Origin of the sequence: uncultured Shewanella sp. (assembly GCF_947495455.1) — a bacterium.
Taxonomy (GTDB): Bacteria; Pseudomonadota; Gammaproteobacteria; order Enterobacterales; family Shewanellaceae; genus Shewanella.
Genome location: NZ_CANLZC010000068.1, coordinates 17,411 through 32,019, shown reverse-complemented (window position 1 = coordinate 32,019; position 14,609 = coordinate 17,411). Strand labels below are relative to the sequence as shown.

Here is a 14,609-nt window from a genome sequence, read left to right as displayed (position 1 = left end):
GATTGATAAAAGACACAGACTTGTGTGACATGTCTACTTTGCTCCCTAATGTGACATCTTTAACTTGCCTTAACAAATTGGTATAATATAGGTGTTTTTGTTGATTAGGTATCAGTTATGGATTGTCGCTTAGGCTGCGGTGCTTGTTGTATTGCGCCATCTATTACAACGCCTATTCCTGGTATGCTTGAAGGCAAGCCTGCTGGAGTGCGTTGTATTCAGCTCAATGAAGATAACCTCTGCAAACTCTTTGGCTTGCCAGAGCGCCCAAAGGTTTGTCATATGTTTGCCGCAACCAAAGATGTTTGTGGAAATACAAAGGATGAAGCCATTTGGTTGTTAAGCGACCTTGAGACTGCGACTGCTTAAGGCTGAGGTTGATTGAACCAAGCAACTGCAGTATTGAGTAATTTGTCTTTTTGAATGTCGACATGGGTGAGTAGAGAAACGGCTTGGTTAATTTCATTTTTTTCCAATACAATTTTTATGTCTGGCTCTATTCCGGTTTTATTGATGTTTTTTCCTTTTGGCGTCGTGTAATTAGCGATAGTGAGCTTTATGGCATGGCCTTCGATCAGCGTGGGTATTAAACTCTGTACTGTGCCTTTACCGTAACTGGTTTGCCCAATTAATTTTGCTCTATGATTGTCTTGTAATGCTGCGGCGAGTACTTCTGAAGCCGATGCTGAGCCTTTATTGATGATGACAAGTAAAGGGATCTTGTTATGCATACTTTTTGAAGAAGCATAGTAGTCTGAGTTGGCATCAAAATAACGCCCTTGGGTAGAAACGATACGTCCTTTATCGAGAAAGATATCTGCAATGCTGACTGCCTGATCGAGTAGTCCACCGGGATTATTACGTAAATCAAGAATGATCCCTTGAAGAGGAATGGCTTGCCATTGTAAAAGCTGCTGGGTGATTTCTTTGGTCGAGTTTTCTTGGAAATTATATAAGCGTATATAGCCGATGTAATTATCGAGTAATTGGGCTTTGACAGACGTGATTTTAATAAGACTAGGTTTTAATGTGACTGAGTAGGTTTTCTGAGTACTGGCGCGAGTCAACATGATATCGATGGCTTTTTTATCTTTACTGTGCTGCTTCATCTCACTTAGGAGTGTATTGAGTTTATCTGAGGTCACAGCTTGTTTATTGAGACGAATAATTTGATCGCCAGGTTGGATCCCTGCTTGAGCCGCAGGAGAATGAGCAAAGGGGGTGATAATAGTGATTTTGTCATCTTCGATGGCGATTTCTATGCCAAAGCCAAAATACTCGCCGTTATTACTGTCTTTGATGTTTTGAAAATCTTGTTTATCTAATAGACCTGAATAAGGATCTAATTTATCAAAGACTCCTGCAATGGCGGCTTGCATCAACTCATCTTCGCTTATGGGATCAACATAATAAGCCTGTATTGAATCCATGACTTCAAGTAATAATGGATAATGTTTGCGAAAACTATATTCTTGAGAATGACTCTTATCTAACAGTGTAATGGACAGGCCGAGTGTTAAACCTATGGCGACACAACTCATATAACGATATAGTGACTTCATTTTAACCCCTTGATATAGAAAGGGAAAAAACCTTTTATCGTGTGCAATACCTTGCAGGATCCACGGCTTGTCCCTTATACCTTACTTCAAAGTATAGGCTAGGCTCGCTCTGTCCACCTGATCGTCCGACGAGGGCAATAGTGTCACCTTGTTGTACTTTATCGCCAGCTTCTTTTAGTAAGGCTTGAGCGTAGCCATAGAGACTCATATAACCTTTGCCATGATCTATGACCAATACCATACCAAAACCTCTTAGCCAATCGGCATAAATGACCTTACCTGAGGCGATGGCGGCAATGCTACGTCCTTCTGGCGCTGAGATAGTGACTCCTTTCCATTTTATTTTCCCCGAACGAATATTGCCGAATGCTGTTTTAATACGCCCTAGTGTCGGCCATTTTAATGTTCGATTGTTTTTCAACCCTGCCATAGCAGAGTCATTTTTCGTCATGGCTAATGTACGATCCACTAGATTTTTTAAGCTTGCTTGCTCTATTTGTAGCTGTTCAAGCCTTGCGCCATGGGTATTGAGCGTATTTTGTAGCTGGTTTAATGTGCCTTTACGTTGGGCTTGTTCTTTTTTGAGGGTTTCAGCAAGGGCATTTTGTTCTAATATTAGGCCGTTCAACTGAGTTTGGCGTTGTTCTTGTTCTCGTTCGATATCGTCAAGCTCAGATAGCGTTTGTTGTAAGGCTTTAATGGAGGCTATGCGAGCATTATTGAGATATTGGTAATAGGTCAGCATGCGCTCGATACTGGCTGGTGACTGTTGATTCAGTAACATTTTACTGTAATCGTAATTGCCTGCGAGATAGGCGCTGGTTAATTGTTTAGATAGAACTTGTTGTTGCGTTTTTTTTGATTCATTGAGGGCTTGCTTTCGCACATTAAGCTTATGGATTGCACTTTCGAGTTCTTTTAAAGTTTGCTGCGTTTGATTGACCTTTTTGGCGACAGAAGCGATGGCTTTTTCATCTTTTTTCAACAAAGCCTGCAATTGTTCTCTCTGTTTGTAGGTGGCTTTAACAGTGGAAGCTTGCTTATTAATCTCAGCAGTGAGTGATTTTAATTCAGATTGACGCTGCTGCAGATCATTGGCTTGCAACGGGAAGGTTAGTATTAGCAAGCCAGCTAGTAGGCTGGCTTGTATGATAAGGCTTTTATTCACTGTGATTTATTTACTCATCGAGTTTGATGATAGAACGCCCCGTCATTTCTTGAGGAACGGCTTGTCCCATTAATGTTAACATAGTTGGAGCTAAATCACTCAATTTTCCGCCTTTTTCTATTTTGGCTGGTCGACCAAAATAAATAAGCGGGACAAGTTCACTGGTATGTGCTGTGTGTGCTTGGCCTGTTTGAGGATCTGTCATCTGTTCAGCATTACCGTGATCGGCTGTGATTAAGCATTCACCACCGACTTTTTCAAGAGCATCAACAACGCGGCCAATACAGGTATCGACGGCTTCGCAAGCTTTGACTGCTGCATCAAAGCTGCCAGTATGGCCAACCATGTCCCCATTTGGGTAGTTACAAATGATAGTGTCGAATTTGCCTGAACCAATGGCTTCAACTAGCTTATCGGTGAGCAAGGTTGAATTCATTTCAGGCTGTAAGTCATATGTCGCGACCTTAGGTGAAGGGATTAAAATGCGCTCTTCTCCTTCAAAGGCTTGTTCTACACCACCATTAAAGAAGAAGGTGACATGGGCATATTTTTCGGTTTCAGAGATCCTGAGTTGTGTTTTATGCGCATTTTGAAGGGTTTCGCCTAATGTGTTAACTAATTTGGTCGCGGGGTAGGCAATGGGCGCGGCAATGTCAGCGGCGTATTCTGTTAGCATCACAAAATGGGCTTTAGGAGTCACCGCTCGCTCAAAACCATCAAAAGTAGGATCAACGAAACTGCGAGTGATCTGGCGAGCTCTATCGGCTCTGAAGTTCATAAAAATGAGGGCATCATCATCCGTTAGCTGGATACTCTGGCCACTAGGGTTAGCAATCGTAGACGCTTTGACGAATTCGTCATTTTCATCGCGCGCATAAGCGGCATCGAGCGCTTCAAGTGATGTATTGAAATGAAATAAGCCTTTACCTTGAGTGATTAATTCATAGGCTTGAGAGACGCGATCCCAGCGATTATCTCTATCCATTGCATAGTAGCGGCCAATAAGGGAGGCTATTTGGCCAGTACCGAGTTCGTCAAACAGGGCATCGAAGTGAGCTAAGCTGGCTTTTGCGCTTCGAGGAGGCGTATCTCGTCCATCTAAAAAGGCATGTAGATAGACATTCTTAGCTCCACGTTTAACCGCTAAGCGGCACATAGCTTCAATATGCTCTTCATGGCTGTGTACGCCACCTGGCGATAATAACCCCATAAGATGTACCGCGCCCTTTTTTGCAATGGCATCATCTATGGCTGCTAAGAGGGCTGGATTTGTATCAAATTCACCGTCTTCGATGGCTTTGCTTATGCGCGTTAACTCTTGATAGACAATCCGTCCTGAGCCGATATTGATATGACCCACTTCAGAATTACCCATTTGCCCTTCGGGTAAGCCCACATCACTGCCTGAGCCTGAAATTAAACTATTGGGGTATTGTGCGTTGAGCTTATCTAATACGGGCGTGTTGGCATGATATATAGCATTGTTATCGGTATTTTCTCGATAACCCCAACCGTCTAAAATTAGCAATGCCAATGGGCGTTTGCGCGTTGTCATGGTGGTACCTCTAATGTTATTCCTAATGAAGGCAACGAGTCTTTTTGTGAGTAAAATGATATGGCATGTGGTGAAATCATTGATCCTAAATAAGAATAAACACAAAGTAAGGTGTTTGATCATTTTTTTGAATCGCGATTAGATGACCTTTGCCGCTGTTTACCCAGTCTAGTTGAGGCTTATTAGGTTAAGAATGATAAGTTTTAAATTGCACTCAGTTTACTACGGGCGTGGACGCGTATAAAGCGCTTTACCTCGATTGAGGTCATAGGCTTAGTGATTAAACAGGGTAAAAGTGTTTTTCGCTTCACATGCTGAAACTCGCATTATCAGGTGGTTTGGGGTTATACTGCGGCTCAATTAATCTAAAAGCCCAAATTAGTAGGCAGTGAATAATGCAAGAATATATTGAATTTTTAAAAGCTAATCCTATGCTCAGCTTGGCTTGGATTGGTTTGTTTGTTGGATTGGTCGTAGTCACATTTAAGAGCAGCGTCTCAAAAGTCAAGAATATTAAACATCAACAAGCTGTATTGTTAATGAACAAAGAAAACGCTCAAGTGGTTGATGTTAGAGCAAAAGCTGACTTTAAAAAAGGTCACATTGTTGATGCAATTAACGTTTCACTAGCCGATATTAAAAATAATAAAATTTCCGCTCTTGAAAAGTTTAAAGCCAGTCCCATTATATTAGTATGTAGCGCAGGAATGACCTCTTCCCAAGCGGCTCACTTGTTAGTTAAAAACGGTTTTGAACAGGTTTATAACTTAACGGGTGGTATGGGTGAGTGGCAATCAAGTAATTTGCCTGTGTCGAAAAGTAAAAAGTAAGCAGTAAAAAGTTATCTGCACGTATTGCTTTTTGATTAATTTATTGATTAAAGTGATATGGCTTTCAAGATGAGTAAAAATAAAATGGCTGGCACTGGTTATTTAAAACATTAAATATCAATGTTTTGGCATAAAAATTAACAATGTGGGATGGAGCATGTACTCAAATAAGAGTCAGTGTGAAACCCCTGAAATGAGACCTCAATAGAACTTAAGTTAGGCTTAATTGATTTGGTTTAAGTTTAGGGCTCTTAATTAACTGATTGGTAGGATACTATGGCTGAAGAAGTAGCAAGCAACGAACAAACTGGACCACAATTTAATATTCAACGTATTTACACGAAAGATATTTCTTTTGAAACGCCAAACAGCCCTGCTGTTTTTCAAAAAGAATGGTCTCCAGAAGTTAAACTAGACCTTGATACTCGCACTGAAAAATTAGCTGATGACGTGTATGAAGTGGTATTATCTTTAACTGTTACAGCTAAAAACGGTGACGAAACCGCTTTTCTTTGTGAAGTACAGCAAGCGGGCATTTTCTCAATTACGGGTCTTACTGAGCCACAGCTTGCTCACTCTTTAGGTGCTTATTGCCCTAACGTACTTTTCCCTTATGCAAGAGAAACTGTGGGTAGCTTAGTCGGTCGTGGTACTTTCCCCCAACTGAACCTAGCACCAGTGAACTTTGATGCATTATTTGCACAGCACATGCAACAACAGCAAGAAGCACAAGCGCAACAAGCAGCAGAAGCTAACGCGTAATTGGCTATATGAAAAAGACTGCCGATATAACGGTATTAGGGGCGGGGTCTTATGGCACCGCCCTTGCTATTTCTTTAGCCAATAATGGTAATAATACCCTTCTTTGGGGCCATAACCCTCAACATGTTGAGCAGTTACAAGCTCAGCGTTGCCATCAAAGTGCCTTACCTGATATTCCTTTTCCCGATTGTTTACACCTTGAATCTGATTTAAAAACAGCATTAGCGGCGTCTAAAAATATATTAGTCGTGGTGCCTAGTCATGTTTTCGGTGACGTCTTAAGTCAAGCGAAAGATTTATTACGCAGTGATAGTCGTATCGTTTGGGCGACAAAAGGTTTAGAGCCTGAAACGGGACGCTTATTGCAAGATGTCGCTCGTGACGTGTTAGGCGAGAATTACCCGCTTGCGGTATTATCGGGACCGACTTTCGCCAAAGAGCTGGCAGCAGGATTGCCTACCGCCATATCGATAGCAGGAACCGATAATAGCTTCACTCAAGATTTGATCCAGTTGCTTCACTGTTCAAAGCGTTTGCGCGTGTATGCTAATGATGATTTTATTGGTCTGCAATTGGGTGGCGCGGTGAAAAATGTGATGGCCATTGGGGCTGGCTTGTCTGACGGAATAGGCTTTGGTGCCAATGCTCGCACGGCCATGATCACTCGAGGACTCGTGGAGTTATCCCGTTTAGGCAAAGCCGTTGGCGCGCAAGCGGATACCTTTATGGGCATGGCGGGGTTAGGTGATTTGGTCCTTACCTGTACAGACGATCAATCTCGAAATCGTCGCTTTGGGTTAGCCTTAGGTAAAGGCTTGAATGTGGATACGGCGCAAGCGGAAATCGGCCAAGTGGTCGAAGGATATCGTAATACTAAAGAAGTGTATGTGTTAGCTCAGCGTTTGGGCGTGGAGATGCCTATTGTGGAGCAAGTTTATCAAGTACTTTATCAAGATAAACCTGCCGTTGAAGCCGCTAAGGCCTTGCTAAGTCGAGAGCAAAAGTCTGAGACAAAAAAAACCAGTGAGTCGTTTTAATGTCAAAGGCGTAAGAAGGAATAAAGGATGCTACAATAGCATCCTTTTTTAATTTCAGTTGCTATAAAGGCCGAGGGCAAGGTTTAGTGAAACATCAAGATGTAATAGTAATAGGAGCCGGCGCAGCTGGGCTGATGTGTGCTTTAACGGCGGGCTATCGAGGCCGAAACGTGTTGCTGCTCGACAATGCTAAACAACTTGGACGTAAAATTTTAATCAGCGGAGGCGGACGCTGTAATTTCACCAACCTTGGCATCGAGCCATCGGCTTATTTATGTCAAAACCCGCATTTTTGTAAATCGGCATTAGCTCGCTATACCCAGTGGGACTTCATTGCCATGGTTGAGAGGCATGGTATTGATTATCATGAAAAAACGCTAGGTCAGTTATTTTGCGATGATAGCGCCAAACAAATTGTTGAAATGCTTAAAACAGAGTGCGAGTGGGCGGGCGTTAATATTCAACTGCGTACAGAGATAGTGGCCATTAAAGCAACAGGAGCGGGATATCAGATTGAGACCTCTCAGGGGCAATACGCTTGTGAGTCGTTAGTCATCGCAACTGGCGGTTTGTCTATGCCAAAATTGGGGGCAACGCCTTTTGGTTATCAAGTGGCCAAGCAATTTTCTGTGCCTGTATTGCCCACTTCTGCAGCTTTGGTCCCTTTTACGTTGCAAGTGGCCGATAAAAACAAATTTGAATGCTTATCGGGAATATCCCTGCCTGTGATCGCCAGCAGTGAATGCGGAAAAAGCTTTAAAGAAGCCTTATTGTTCACCCATAGGGGCTTAAGTGGTCCATCGGTTTTACAAATATCTTCTTATTGGCAACCGGGTCAAGCCGTGTATTTCAATTTAATACCTGAGTTAGATTTCATGACATGGCTAACAGAGACCATTAAAGAATCGCCCAAGCTATCACTGAAAAATGCTCTGTGCCGCATTATGCCTAAACGCTTTATTGAGCGACTGCTAGCGCTCGGAGAGTTAGAGTCAGGGGAGTTAGCATTAGGAGTTGATACTGATAATGCGACGAATGAGAGTGTGACTAACGAGAGTCGCATTGGCAGAAAGAGTATTAATCAGCTCAGCAAAGCCGAGCAAGCTTTCTTACTTGATTATTTTACTCGGTGGACCATTTACCCTAATGGCACCGAAGGCTATCGTACCGCCGAGGTGACCTTAGGCGGCGTGAATACCGATGCGCTGTCGTCCAAGACCATGGAAGTCAAAGCGCAAAAAGGCCTGTACTTTATCGGCGAAGTCGTCGATGTCAGCGGTTGGCTAGGGGGTTACAACTTCCAGTGGGCTTGGTCTAGCGGTTATGCGGCGGGAGAGGTGTGTTAGCAAGCTCTCCACTGTGATATTAGCTGAGGTATTGTGGTATTTGCTGAAACACAAAATCGATTCCTTCGCGGATAAAACCCAGAGGTTGTCCGATTCGGCAATGGACAAAATTGCTTATGAGCTGGGTGATTATCCAATGCCTCAGGAGCTGCAAACTCTCCTTTTAAATAATCTGTTCAAGTGACGGCGTTTATTCTGTTGGTTTTATGATGTAAAGGTACCTTATAAAGATAGAGTAAAGCCATTGAAACATAATCATAATTTATGTTTGCTTTACGGCTGGAAAATGATTATGATGCGCCCGTTCAATTATTCACTGTGCCATTGTGCAAGGTGCAATCATCAACTCACTGTGGAGGAAAAAATTATGACAAATACATTAACATCCTTTGCAGGTCTTATTCGATAAGAAACTCGTCGCTTAGCCAGATATTTTCTAAGCACTTGAAAGTCGTTTCGCCCGGTTCATTTCGATAGAAAGCCAGACCTGCCAATACGTATTACGTTTTAAATCCTAATTTTCTAATAATGAGAAAGGAATTGGTATTATGGGCAAATCAGTCCAACACCTTACTGAAAACGTTAGCCTTATTGCGTCTGCCGATACTTGGGTAGAAGGGCTAGCAGTACAGCAGCTAATTAAAACATCAAAATTAAGTGGAATGCAGCGCGTGGCTGGCATGCCTGACTTGCACCCTGGAAGAGGTTACCCAATAGGTGCTGCGTTTTTTACCACGAATAAAATTTATCCTGCTCTAGTAGGTAATGATATTGGCTGCGGTATGTCGCTTTGGCAGACTTCAGCCAATTTGTCCAAGGTTAACTTGGACAAATTGGCTAAAAAATTTGAACACGTGGAACAATCGCTTGATGCCAGTTGGGCGAAGAATGTTGCAGCGAGAAAATTGGAAAAAGGCATTACAAATAATGCATATGATCATGCTATAGGGACTATCGGCGGCGGTAATCATTTTGCAGAGTTTCAGGCGATTGATGAAGTTTATGATCAGGTGGCTTTGGATGAACTCGGGCTCAACAAAAAGCATCTACAGTTGCTGGTTCACTCTGGTTCGAGAGGTTTAGGTCAGTCGATTCTCGTTAACCATGTAACTAAATATAATCATGATGGTTTAGCGGATGAAAGCGCAGACTTTATTGATTACATGGAACAACATGATGAAGCAGTGCGTTGGGCAGAGCTCAATCGAGAGTTTATTGCTAAGCGATTTCTTGAGGCTATTCGGGCTAAAGGTGAGTGCGCCCTTGATGTGAATCACAACCTAGTTTCACCGAAAGCAATAGAGGGTCAGCAAGGTTGGTTACATAGAAAAGGGGCGACACCGAGTGATAAAGGTTGTGTGATCATCCCTGGCTCACGTGGTGATTACAGTTATTTAGTCAAGCCAATTATAGCTGCGGATGCAAGTATGGCCATTAGTCTTTATTCACTAGCACATGGTGCTGGTAGAAAATGGAAGCGCGGTGAATGTCATGGCCGATTGGGGCATAAATATAAGCGCGAGGATTTATATCGTACGGCACTTGGTAGCCGTGTGGTTTGCGGCAATAAGGAGCTTTTGTATGACGAAGCGCCGCAAGCTTATAAAAAGTGCGCAACTGTGATTAGCGATATGCTTGATGCAGGGTTAATCGAGATCGTTGCTAAATTGCGACCTGTGCTAACGTTTAAAACCAATGGAGATTGTTCGTCATGATATTACTGCAATTATCAGCAGGACAAGGTCCTATCGAATGTTGTAAGGCCATTGGTTTAGCACTTAAAGAGATTGAAAAGGAATGCCGAGCTAAAAATATAAAGCTTGATGTTGTTGATACAGTTAGAGCAGATAAAAAGGATTGTTTTAAATCGGTATTGCTAAAGTTTGATTCAAGGTTTGAGGAGAAAGCCAAGCAATTGGCTTTCTCTTGGCAGGGCGTCATGTTATGGGGTTGTCTAAGCCCTTTTCGACCCAAACATAAGCGTAAGAACTGGTTTTTTAGTGGGCAAATGTATGAGATCGATGAGACAAGGCTAGATAGCGGTGTGACCTTCCAAACATGCAGGGCATCCGGTGCTGGTGGTCAGCATGTGAATACCACAGATTCGGCAGTTCGCGCAACGCATACATCAACAGGGCTTTCGGTACGTGTTGAGAGTGAACGTAGCCAGCATGCTAACAAACGCTTAGCTAAGGTTTTGCTCTTTCAGAAGTTGGCAATGCTGAAACGAGAGCAAATGACTTCTCAAGAGCAAGCGCGTTGGCAACAACACTGGGAGCTGGAACGAGGCAATCCGGTCAAGACATTTAATGGAGAAAAATTTGTCCCTGTGACTTGAACCTTGAACAAAGTCGAGAAAAAGTCACTAGGCCAACATTAGCAAGGATTGAAGATGACAAACTTACTTTTTATATGTAGCCGAAATCAATGGCGCAGCCCAACGGGCGAACAAGTCTGGAGAAACCATCCTGAAGTATCGGTAAGATCAGCGGGTACGAGCCCGAAAGCACGTAGGACTGTATCAGTCAAAGATATTCAGTGGGCTGACATCATTTTTGTGATGGAGCAAAAACATAAAAGTCGCTTAAAGGCTCAGTTTACACGACTTTTAGAGCACAAGGATATTCATGTACTCGACATTCCTGATGAGTACCAGTATATGGATGAAAAGCTCATTGAAATCATGAAACAAGCGGTTGGTGGCTATTTAGGTGTACTAGCTCAGGCTTGCTCTGACAGCTCCCCTTTTTTTGAAGGGGCTGTTAGACTAGACCTCTTAATTTATTAACGATGCTGTCTCAAAATTAAGTGTCCGATGGGATTAGATCAGAACAGTGGCAAAAACAACTGATATCTCCTTTCAGGCGTGTACGCTCGATTTGAAGGTTTCTAATACCGAGCCATTTTAATGATGGCTGGCTGTGTATTTTGTTTTATTAGGTTTTATATGTGAATTTAAATTATTTGCTTTTAGTCCTAAATTGATTTTATTAGATTAGGTAATGTTTTCGTTTACTTCTTGAGCTTAAGGGCTGTATCAATGGCCTGAGTGAGTACTGACATATTTTTTAGATTTAATTTCATAGGAGTTTTTTGATTTTCAAACAACTTCATTATGATCTCGACTTTCAGTTTCTTACTTTGTTCTAAACGATCTTCTCTAGATAGATCAAAATCATGTTTTAATGAAATAGAAATTTGCTCAGCAAGAATTGAAGCTTTAAGCATGTTCATTCTATCTTTGTTTAGAGAAAGAATGTGATTAACGCTGAAATATAAAAGTGCGGATAAAGAGCAGATCATGAGTGTTGAAATTGTAATTAATGGAAGTCGACTTAATAATACTTGCCACATATTGACATTTTTTTCGGTTAAAAAGTGCCCAAGTAAGTCATTTGCTCTTTCATAGATTTTAGATGAAATGAAAGTTAGAAAAATTGCAATAAGAATTGAAAAAGCAAAGTAATAATAGCGTTGAACTCTACTTTCTTTCATGTGGCCATTCAGATCCAAAGTAAATTTATCAGCTTCAGAAATTTCTTTAGATATTTTTTCCTTTATATTATCTAAATCTAATTGTTTTTGTTTAATTTCCAAGTTGACACAGTTTATTTTTTCTTGAAGATTGTTGTGACTTATTTGTTCGTTTTCAATAAGCTTGGTAATTGTTGTTTTTTCTTGCTTTAATTTTGAGTTTTTTTCTATTAGTTTTCTATATTCTATCCTTATATCCAGTAACCTCTTGTTAATTTCGTTTTCATCATCTTTTAGTGTTTGAAGGTAATCTAACTCTTGTTGTTTATTTTTAGATAATCTTTTTATATCATTTAGCTGTTGTTCTTTATGTTCTCCAATTTCTTTTAATTGGTTTGTTTTATTATCTAAAACTTGGTTTGTTTTGTTCTTAACTTCTTGGATGGAGTTAGTTGCTATATTTATTGATTCAGTTAAATCATTGTTTATAATGTTAAATAATTCATTGATGTCAATAAATATATCAGGTGATATATTATTTATTATAATGTTGTTTGCTATTGATATTTTATCGAAAACAAATCCATATGCACTTGTATTTATTGGGAATGTTAATGTTTCATGTTCTTTTCTTGATTTTATTAAACGTTGAGAGATATTATTTTTTGTTAGGATGTAACAATAGTTTACGTGATGTGGGGGGGGAAGTTTACTTTCTAAATTGACAATGTGTTTTTCTTCTTTAAATAATATACAAAACCAATCATCATCTTCCCAATCTAAAATGGAGTCATCAAATTGGTGATATAAAATCTCTATAGCAATCTCGAATCGGTATTTATTAAATTTCATAATTGATTCTGTATGAGATGAACGGTTATTTAAATCTAAAAATTCCTTTTTAGATAAAAGTATATATTCATCATTTATTAAAGGAGTTCCCTTTGATATCATTGAATATATATCTAGTCTCTTTTTTTGATTACTCAGTAGAACATCGATTTTTTGGGTTGATTGATTAAACTTTGAATGTATTTCATCAAGTTCTTGAAGGTCTGAATTAGTTTCAGTCGTTTCATTTTTTTTGACTTCTGTACCAATACCCATTTTCAGCTCCTGTTTGAATATTGCTGGTAAAGGGATATTATCGCCAGTCATATTCTATTATTTTGTGTATCCATGAATGTTAGATGATACTCAAATGTATCTACAGTTCAATAGTATGTTTTGAAATTATTTGTTTTGTTGGGGTGGTTGAGTCTTGAATAGCTTATTAAGTTAGAAGTTACTTATATGAAAAAGAATTCTCATAACCGTGTTCACAATATTACTATTTCATAACCCAATTTTTTTTAGTTAAGAATAAAAATTAAATCGAAAAAACACACTGTTTTTATCTTTACCACTGAGTGCTTAGATCTAGGGTGTAAGTGAATGTGAGGGCTTCGATTTCAGGGGGGGGGAGATTTTATTTTGTAAAACGCTTCTAACGAAAGACTCTGACGTTGAACAGACATTTAGATAAGGATTGTCATTTGAAATAGTAGAGCGCTCATGCAGATCAGATAGTTCACAGCGTCTTATAATTAATATCAAAATCGAAGAGGCACTCTGGTTTTTTGTGTTTGCTTTTAAATTACGGTGTAAATGCATCTGTATGCCTTCGGCTTCAAGGAAGAAGGCGTAGAGCGCCCATGGATGGGTTTACAGCGTGCTACAGAGGTATTTGCACAAAAGCACACTGCAAGTGATAGATGTCAAGAATGCTAACCGATTTTATACACTCTATAAAAATAATTAAATCAATGGGTAACATCAAATATATTTCTAGATTTCATTTTGAAAGCTAGAAATTCTCTCTACTCTTGACTGTTAATATGCTGAATCTATGATAGCAATCACCTAGGAATACACCTTATTCAAAAAGGTGCGCAGCATCTCAGTGACAAATTCAGCTTGTTCCAGATTGGAAATATGCCCCGCATTGGGAATTTGAATGAGCTGAGCATGAGTGATGCTATCTTGCATTAAGTAAGATTCAAGTACCGGGCGAGGGTTGTCTTCTTGGCCGACGGCGATGAGTACTGGTAGAGCGAAATTAGCCAGCTCGTCCATTTGATCTCGGCGGTCAAAGATAATTTTACCCATACGCGCGATTTCTACTGCGCGTTCGCCCGTAAGATTAGAGAGGTATTGTCTGAAAGTCTCAACTAACTCAGGTGAGTCTTGGTGAGCATTATTAGCGAAAAATAAGGGGCTGACGGCGTCAATAATCGGCTGAGGCACAGCTTTAAGTTGCGCTATAGTATCGAGCATTTGCATGTATTTTTGATGAGTAATTTCAGGCTCGAGTCCGACAAAGGTATCCATTAACACTAAGGCTTGTACACGACTGGGTGCGAGAGTGGTGAGTTCCGCTCCCCACATGCCACCGACTGAGAGGCCTACGATGGCAAATTCTTCAATATCAAGATGATCCATTAATGCCAGAACCTGCTGAGCATAATCTTTGAGGCTATGGGTGTAACTGGGTGCCGCATCTGACTGACCATGGCCCCAAAAATCGGGTACGATACAACGATAATCTTGGCTGAGAGCTGCGATTTGTGGCGCCCACATGTGACTATCCCATAAAAAGCTGTGACCCAATAAAATGACAGGCCCTTGACCGATATCTTGATAAGCCATTTGGTGATTGTCAAAGGTAAATTTGTTCATTGGTTTGCGCCCTTTATTAAACGATCATTCTTATTGGAGTAAGATTAACATTACAAATATTTTATAACAGCTTAATATGCGTAATTTATTTGTTGTTTGTTAATGAGCTTAGTGTGAGTCAGTCACGTTTTCCCTATTTTCAAATGACGATATTAGG

At 40.5% G+C, this 14,609-nt stretch carries 13 protein-coding genes; 8 read left to right on the top strand and 5 right to left on the bottom strand.

Features of this window, described 5'->3' with window-relative positions; translation table 11 throughout:
• Positions 1 to 117 precede the first annotated feature (117 nt).
• A complete protein-coding gene (locus tag Q0791_RS16520; RefSeq protein ID WP_299008698.1) occupies positions 118 to 369 on the top strand; it encodes a YkgJ family cysteine cluster protein in 252 nt (83 codons plus the stop codon).
• Here Q0791_RS16520 and Q0791_RS16515 read toward each other — a convergent pair.
• Genes Q0791_RS16515 through gpmM form a run of 3 tightly spaced genes read right to left on the bottom strand, consistent with a single transcriptional unit; the run spans position 366 to position 4,285 of the window.
• The gene (locus Q0791_RS16515; protein WP_299008696.1) at positions 366 to 1,562 is read right to left on the bottom strand and encodes a S41 family peptidase; all 1,197 of its coding nucleotides are present in this window, start codon (positions 1,560 to 1,562) and stop codon (positions 366 to 368) included. The two genes, Q0791_RS16520 and Q0791_RS16515, sit on opposite strands and share 4 nt — an antisense overlap.
• A 34-nt stretch (positions 1,563 to 1,596) precedes the next feature.
• The gene (locus Q0791_RS16510) at positions 1,597 to 2,730 is read right to left on the bottom strand and encodes a peptidoglycan DD-metalloendopeptidase family protein (protein WP_299008695.1); all 1,134 of its coding nucleotides are present in this window, start codon (positions 2,728 to 2,730) and stop codon (positions 1,597 to 1,599) included.
• A 10-nt stretch (positions 2,731 to 2,740) separates the two neighbouring features.
• On the bottom strand, positions 2,741 to 4,285 hold the full coding sequence (gene gpmM / locus Q0791_RS16505; protein WP_299008693.1) for a 2,3-bisphosphoglycerate-independent phosphoglycerate mutase: 1,545 nt from the start codon (positions 4,283 to 4,285) through the stop codon (positions 2,741 to 2,743).
• 395 nt (positions 4,286 to 4,680) lie between these two features.
• Here gpmM and Q0791_RS16500 point away from each other — a divergent pair, with 395 nt between their 5' ends.
• The 7 genes from Q0791_RS16500 to Q0791_RS16470 all read left to right on the top strand — a co-directional run bounded on the left by Q0791_RS16500 (position 4,681) and on the right by Q0791_RS16470 (position 11,048).
• The gene (locus Q0791_RS16500) at positions 4,681 to 5,115 is read left to right on the top strand and encodes a rhodanese-like domain-containing protein (protein WP_299008690.1); all 435 of its coding nucleotides are present in this window, start codon (positions 4,681 to 4,683) and stop codon (positions 5,113 to 5,115) included.
• 276 nt (positions 5,116 to 5,391) lie between these two features.
• A complete protein-coding gene (gene secB / locus Q0791_RS16495) occupies positions 5,392 to 5,877 on the top strand; it encodes a protein-export chaperone SecB (protein WP_299008688.1) in 486 nt (161 codons plus the stop codon).
• An 8-nt stretch (positions 5,878 to 5,885) separates the two neighbouring features.
• Positions 5,886 to 6,914, top strand: a complete 1,029-nt coding sequence (gene gpsA, locus Q0791_RS16490) for an NAD(P)H-dependent glycerol-3-phosphate dehydrogenase (protein WP_299008686.1) — start codon at positions 5,886 to 5,888, stop codon at positions 6,912 to 6,914.
• Positions 6,915 to 7,000: 86 nt separating this feature from the next.
• Positions 7,001 to 8,260, top strand: a complete 1,260-nt coding sequence (locus Q0791_RS16485; RefSeq protein WP_299008684.1) for an NAD(P)/FAD-dependent oxidoreductase — start codon at positions 7,001 to 7,003, stop codon at positions 8,258 to 8,260.
• A gap of 548 nt (positions 8,261 to 8,808) precedes the next feature.
• Positions 8,809 to 9,975, top strand: a complete 1,167-nt coding sequence (locus Q0791_RS16480; RefSeq protein WP_299008681.1) for an RNA ligase RtcB family protein — start codon at positions 8,809 to 8,811, stop codon at positions 9,973 to 9,975.
• On the top strand, positions 9,972 to 10,598 hold the full coding sequence (prfH, locus tag Q0791_RS16475; RefSeq protein ID WP_299008678.1) for a peptide chain release factor H: 627 nt from the start codon (positions 9,972 to 9,974) through the stop codon (positions 10,596 to 10,598). Before Q0791_RS16480 ends, prfH begins: the two co-directional genes overlap by 4 nt.
• Before the next feature lie 54 nt (positions 10,599 to 10,652).
• Positions 10,653 to 11,048 carry a phosphotyrosine protein phosphatase gene (locus tag Q0791_RS16470; RefSeq protein ID WP_299008675.1) on the top strand — a complete coding sequence of 132 codons (396 nt, stop codon included), beginning with the start codon at positions 10,653 to 10,655 and terminating at the stop codon, positions 11,046 to 11,048.
• Between the two features lie 224 nt (positions 11,049 to 11,272).
• On the opposite strand, the gene Q0791_RS16465 is transcribed toward Q0791_RS16470, so the two are convergent.
• Together Q0791_RS16465 and Q0791_RS16460 are read right to left on the bottom strand one after the other, a co-directional pair.
• Positions 11,273 to 12,841, bottom strand: coding sequence for a hypothetical protein (locus tag Q0791_RS16465; RefSeq protein WP_299008672.1), 1,569 nt, complete (start codon positions 12,839 to 12,841; stop codon positions 11,273 to 11,275).
• A 795-nt stretch (positions 12,842 to 13,636) separates the two neighbouring features.
• Positions 13,637 to 14,452 carry an alpha/beta fold hydrolase gene (locus tag Q0791_RS16460; protein ID WP_299008669.1) on the bottom strand — a complete coding sequence of 272 codons (816 nt, stop codon included), beginning with the start codon at positions 14,450 to 14,452 and terminating at the stop codon, positions 13,637 to 13,639.
• Positions 14,453 to 14,609: the final 157 nt, after the last annotated feature.

Coding starts and splice junctions, on each gene's coding strand:
- Q0791_RS16520 (WP_299008698.1), top strand. CDS start 118: ATGGATTGTCGCTTAGGCTGCGGTGCTTGTTGTATTGCGCCATCTATT.
- Q0791_RS16515 (WP_299008696.1), bottom strand. CDS start 1,562: ATGAAGTCACTATATCGTTATATGAGTTGTGTCGCCATAGGTTTAACA.
- gpmM (WP_299008693.1), bottom strand. CDS start 4,285: ATGACAACGCGCAAACGCCCATTGGCATTGCTAATTTTAGACGGTTGG.
- Q0791_RS16500 (WP_299008690.1), top strand. CDS start 4,681: ATGCAAGAATATATTGAATTTTTAAAAGCTAATCCTATGCTCAGCTTG.
- secB (WP_299008688.1), top strand. CDS start 5,392: ATGGCTGAAGAAGTAGCAAGCAACGAACAAACTGGACCACAATTTAAT.
- gpsA (WP_299008686.1), top strand. CDS start 5,886: ATGAAAAAGACTGCCGATATAACGGTATTAGGGGCGGGGTCTTATGGC.
- Q0791_RS16480 (WP_299008681.1), top strand. CDS start 8,809: ATGGGCAAATCAGTCCAACACCTTACTGAAAACGTTAGCCTTATTGCG.
- prfH (WP_299008678.1), top strand. CDS start 9,972: ATGATATTACTGCAATTATCAGCAGGACAAGGTCCTATCGAATGTTGT.
- Q0791_RS16470 (WP_299008675.1), top strand. CDS start 10,653: ATGACAAACTTACTTTTTATATGTAGCCGAAATCAATGGCGCAGCCCA.
- Q0791_RS16465 (WP_299008672.1), bottom strand. CDS start 12,841: ATGGGTATTGGTACAGAAGTCAAAAAAAATGAAACGACTGAAACTAAT.
- Q0791_RS16460 (WP_299008669.1), bottom strand. CDS start 14,452: ATGAACAAATTTACCTTTGACAATCACCAAATGGCTTATCAAGATATC.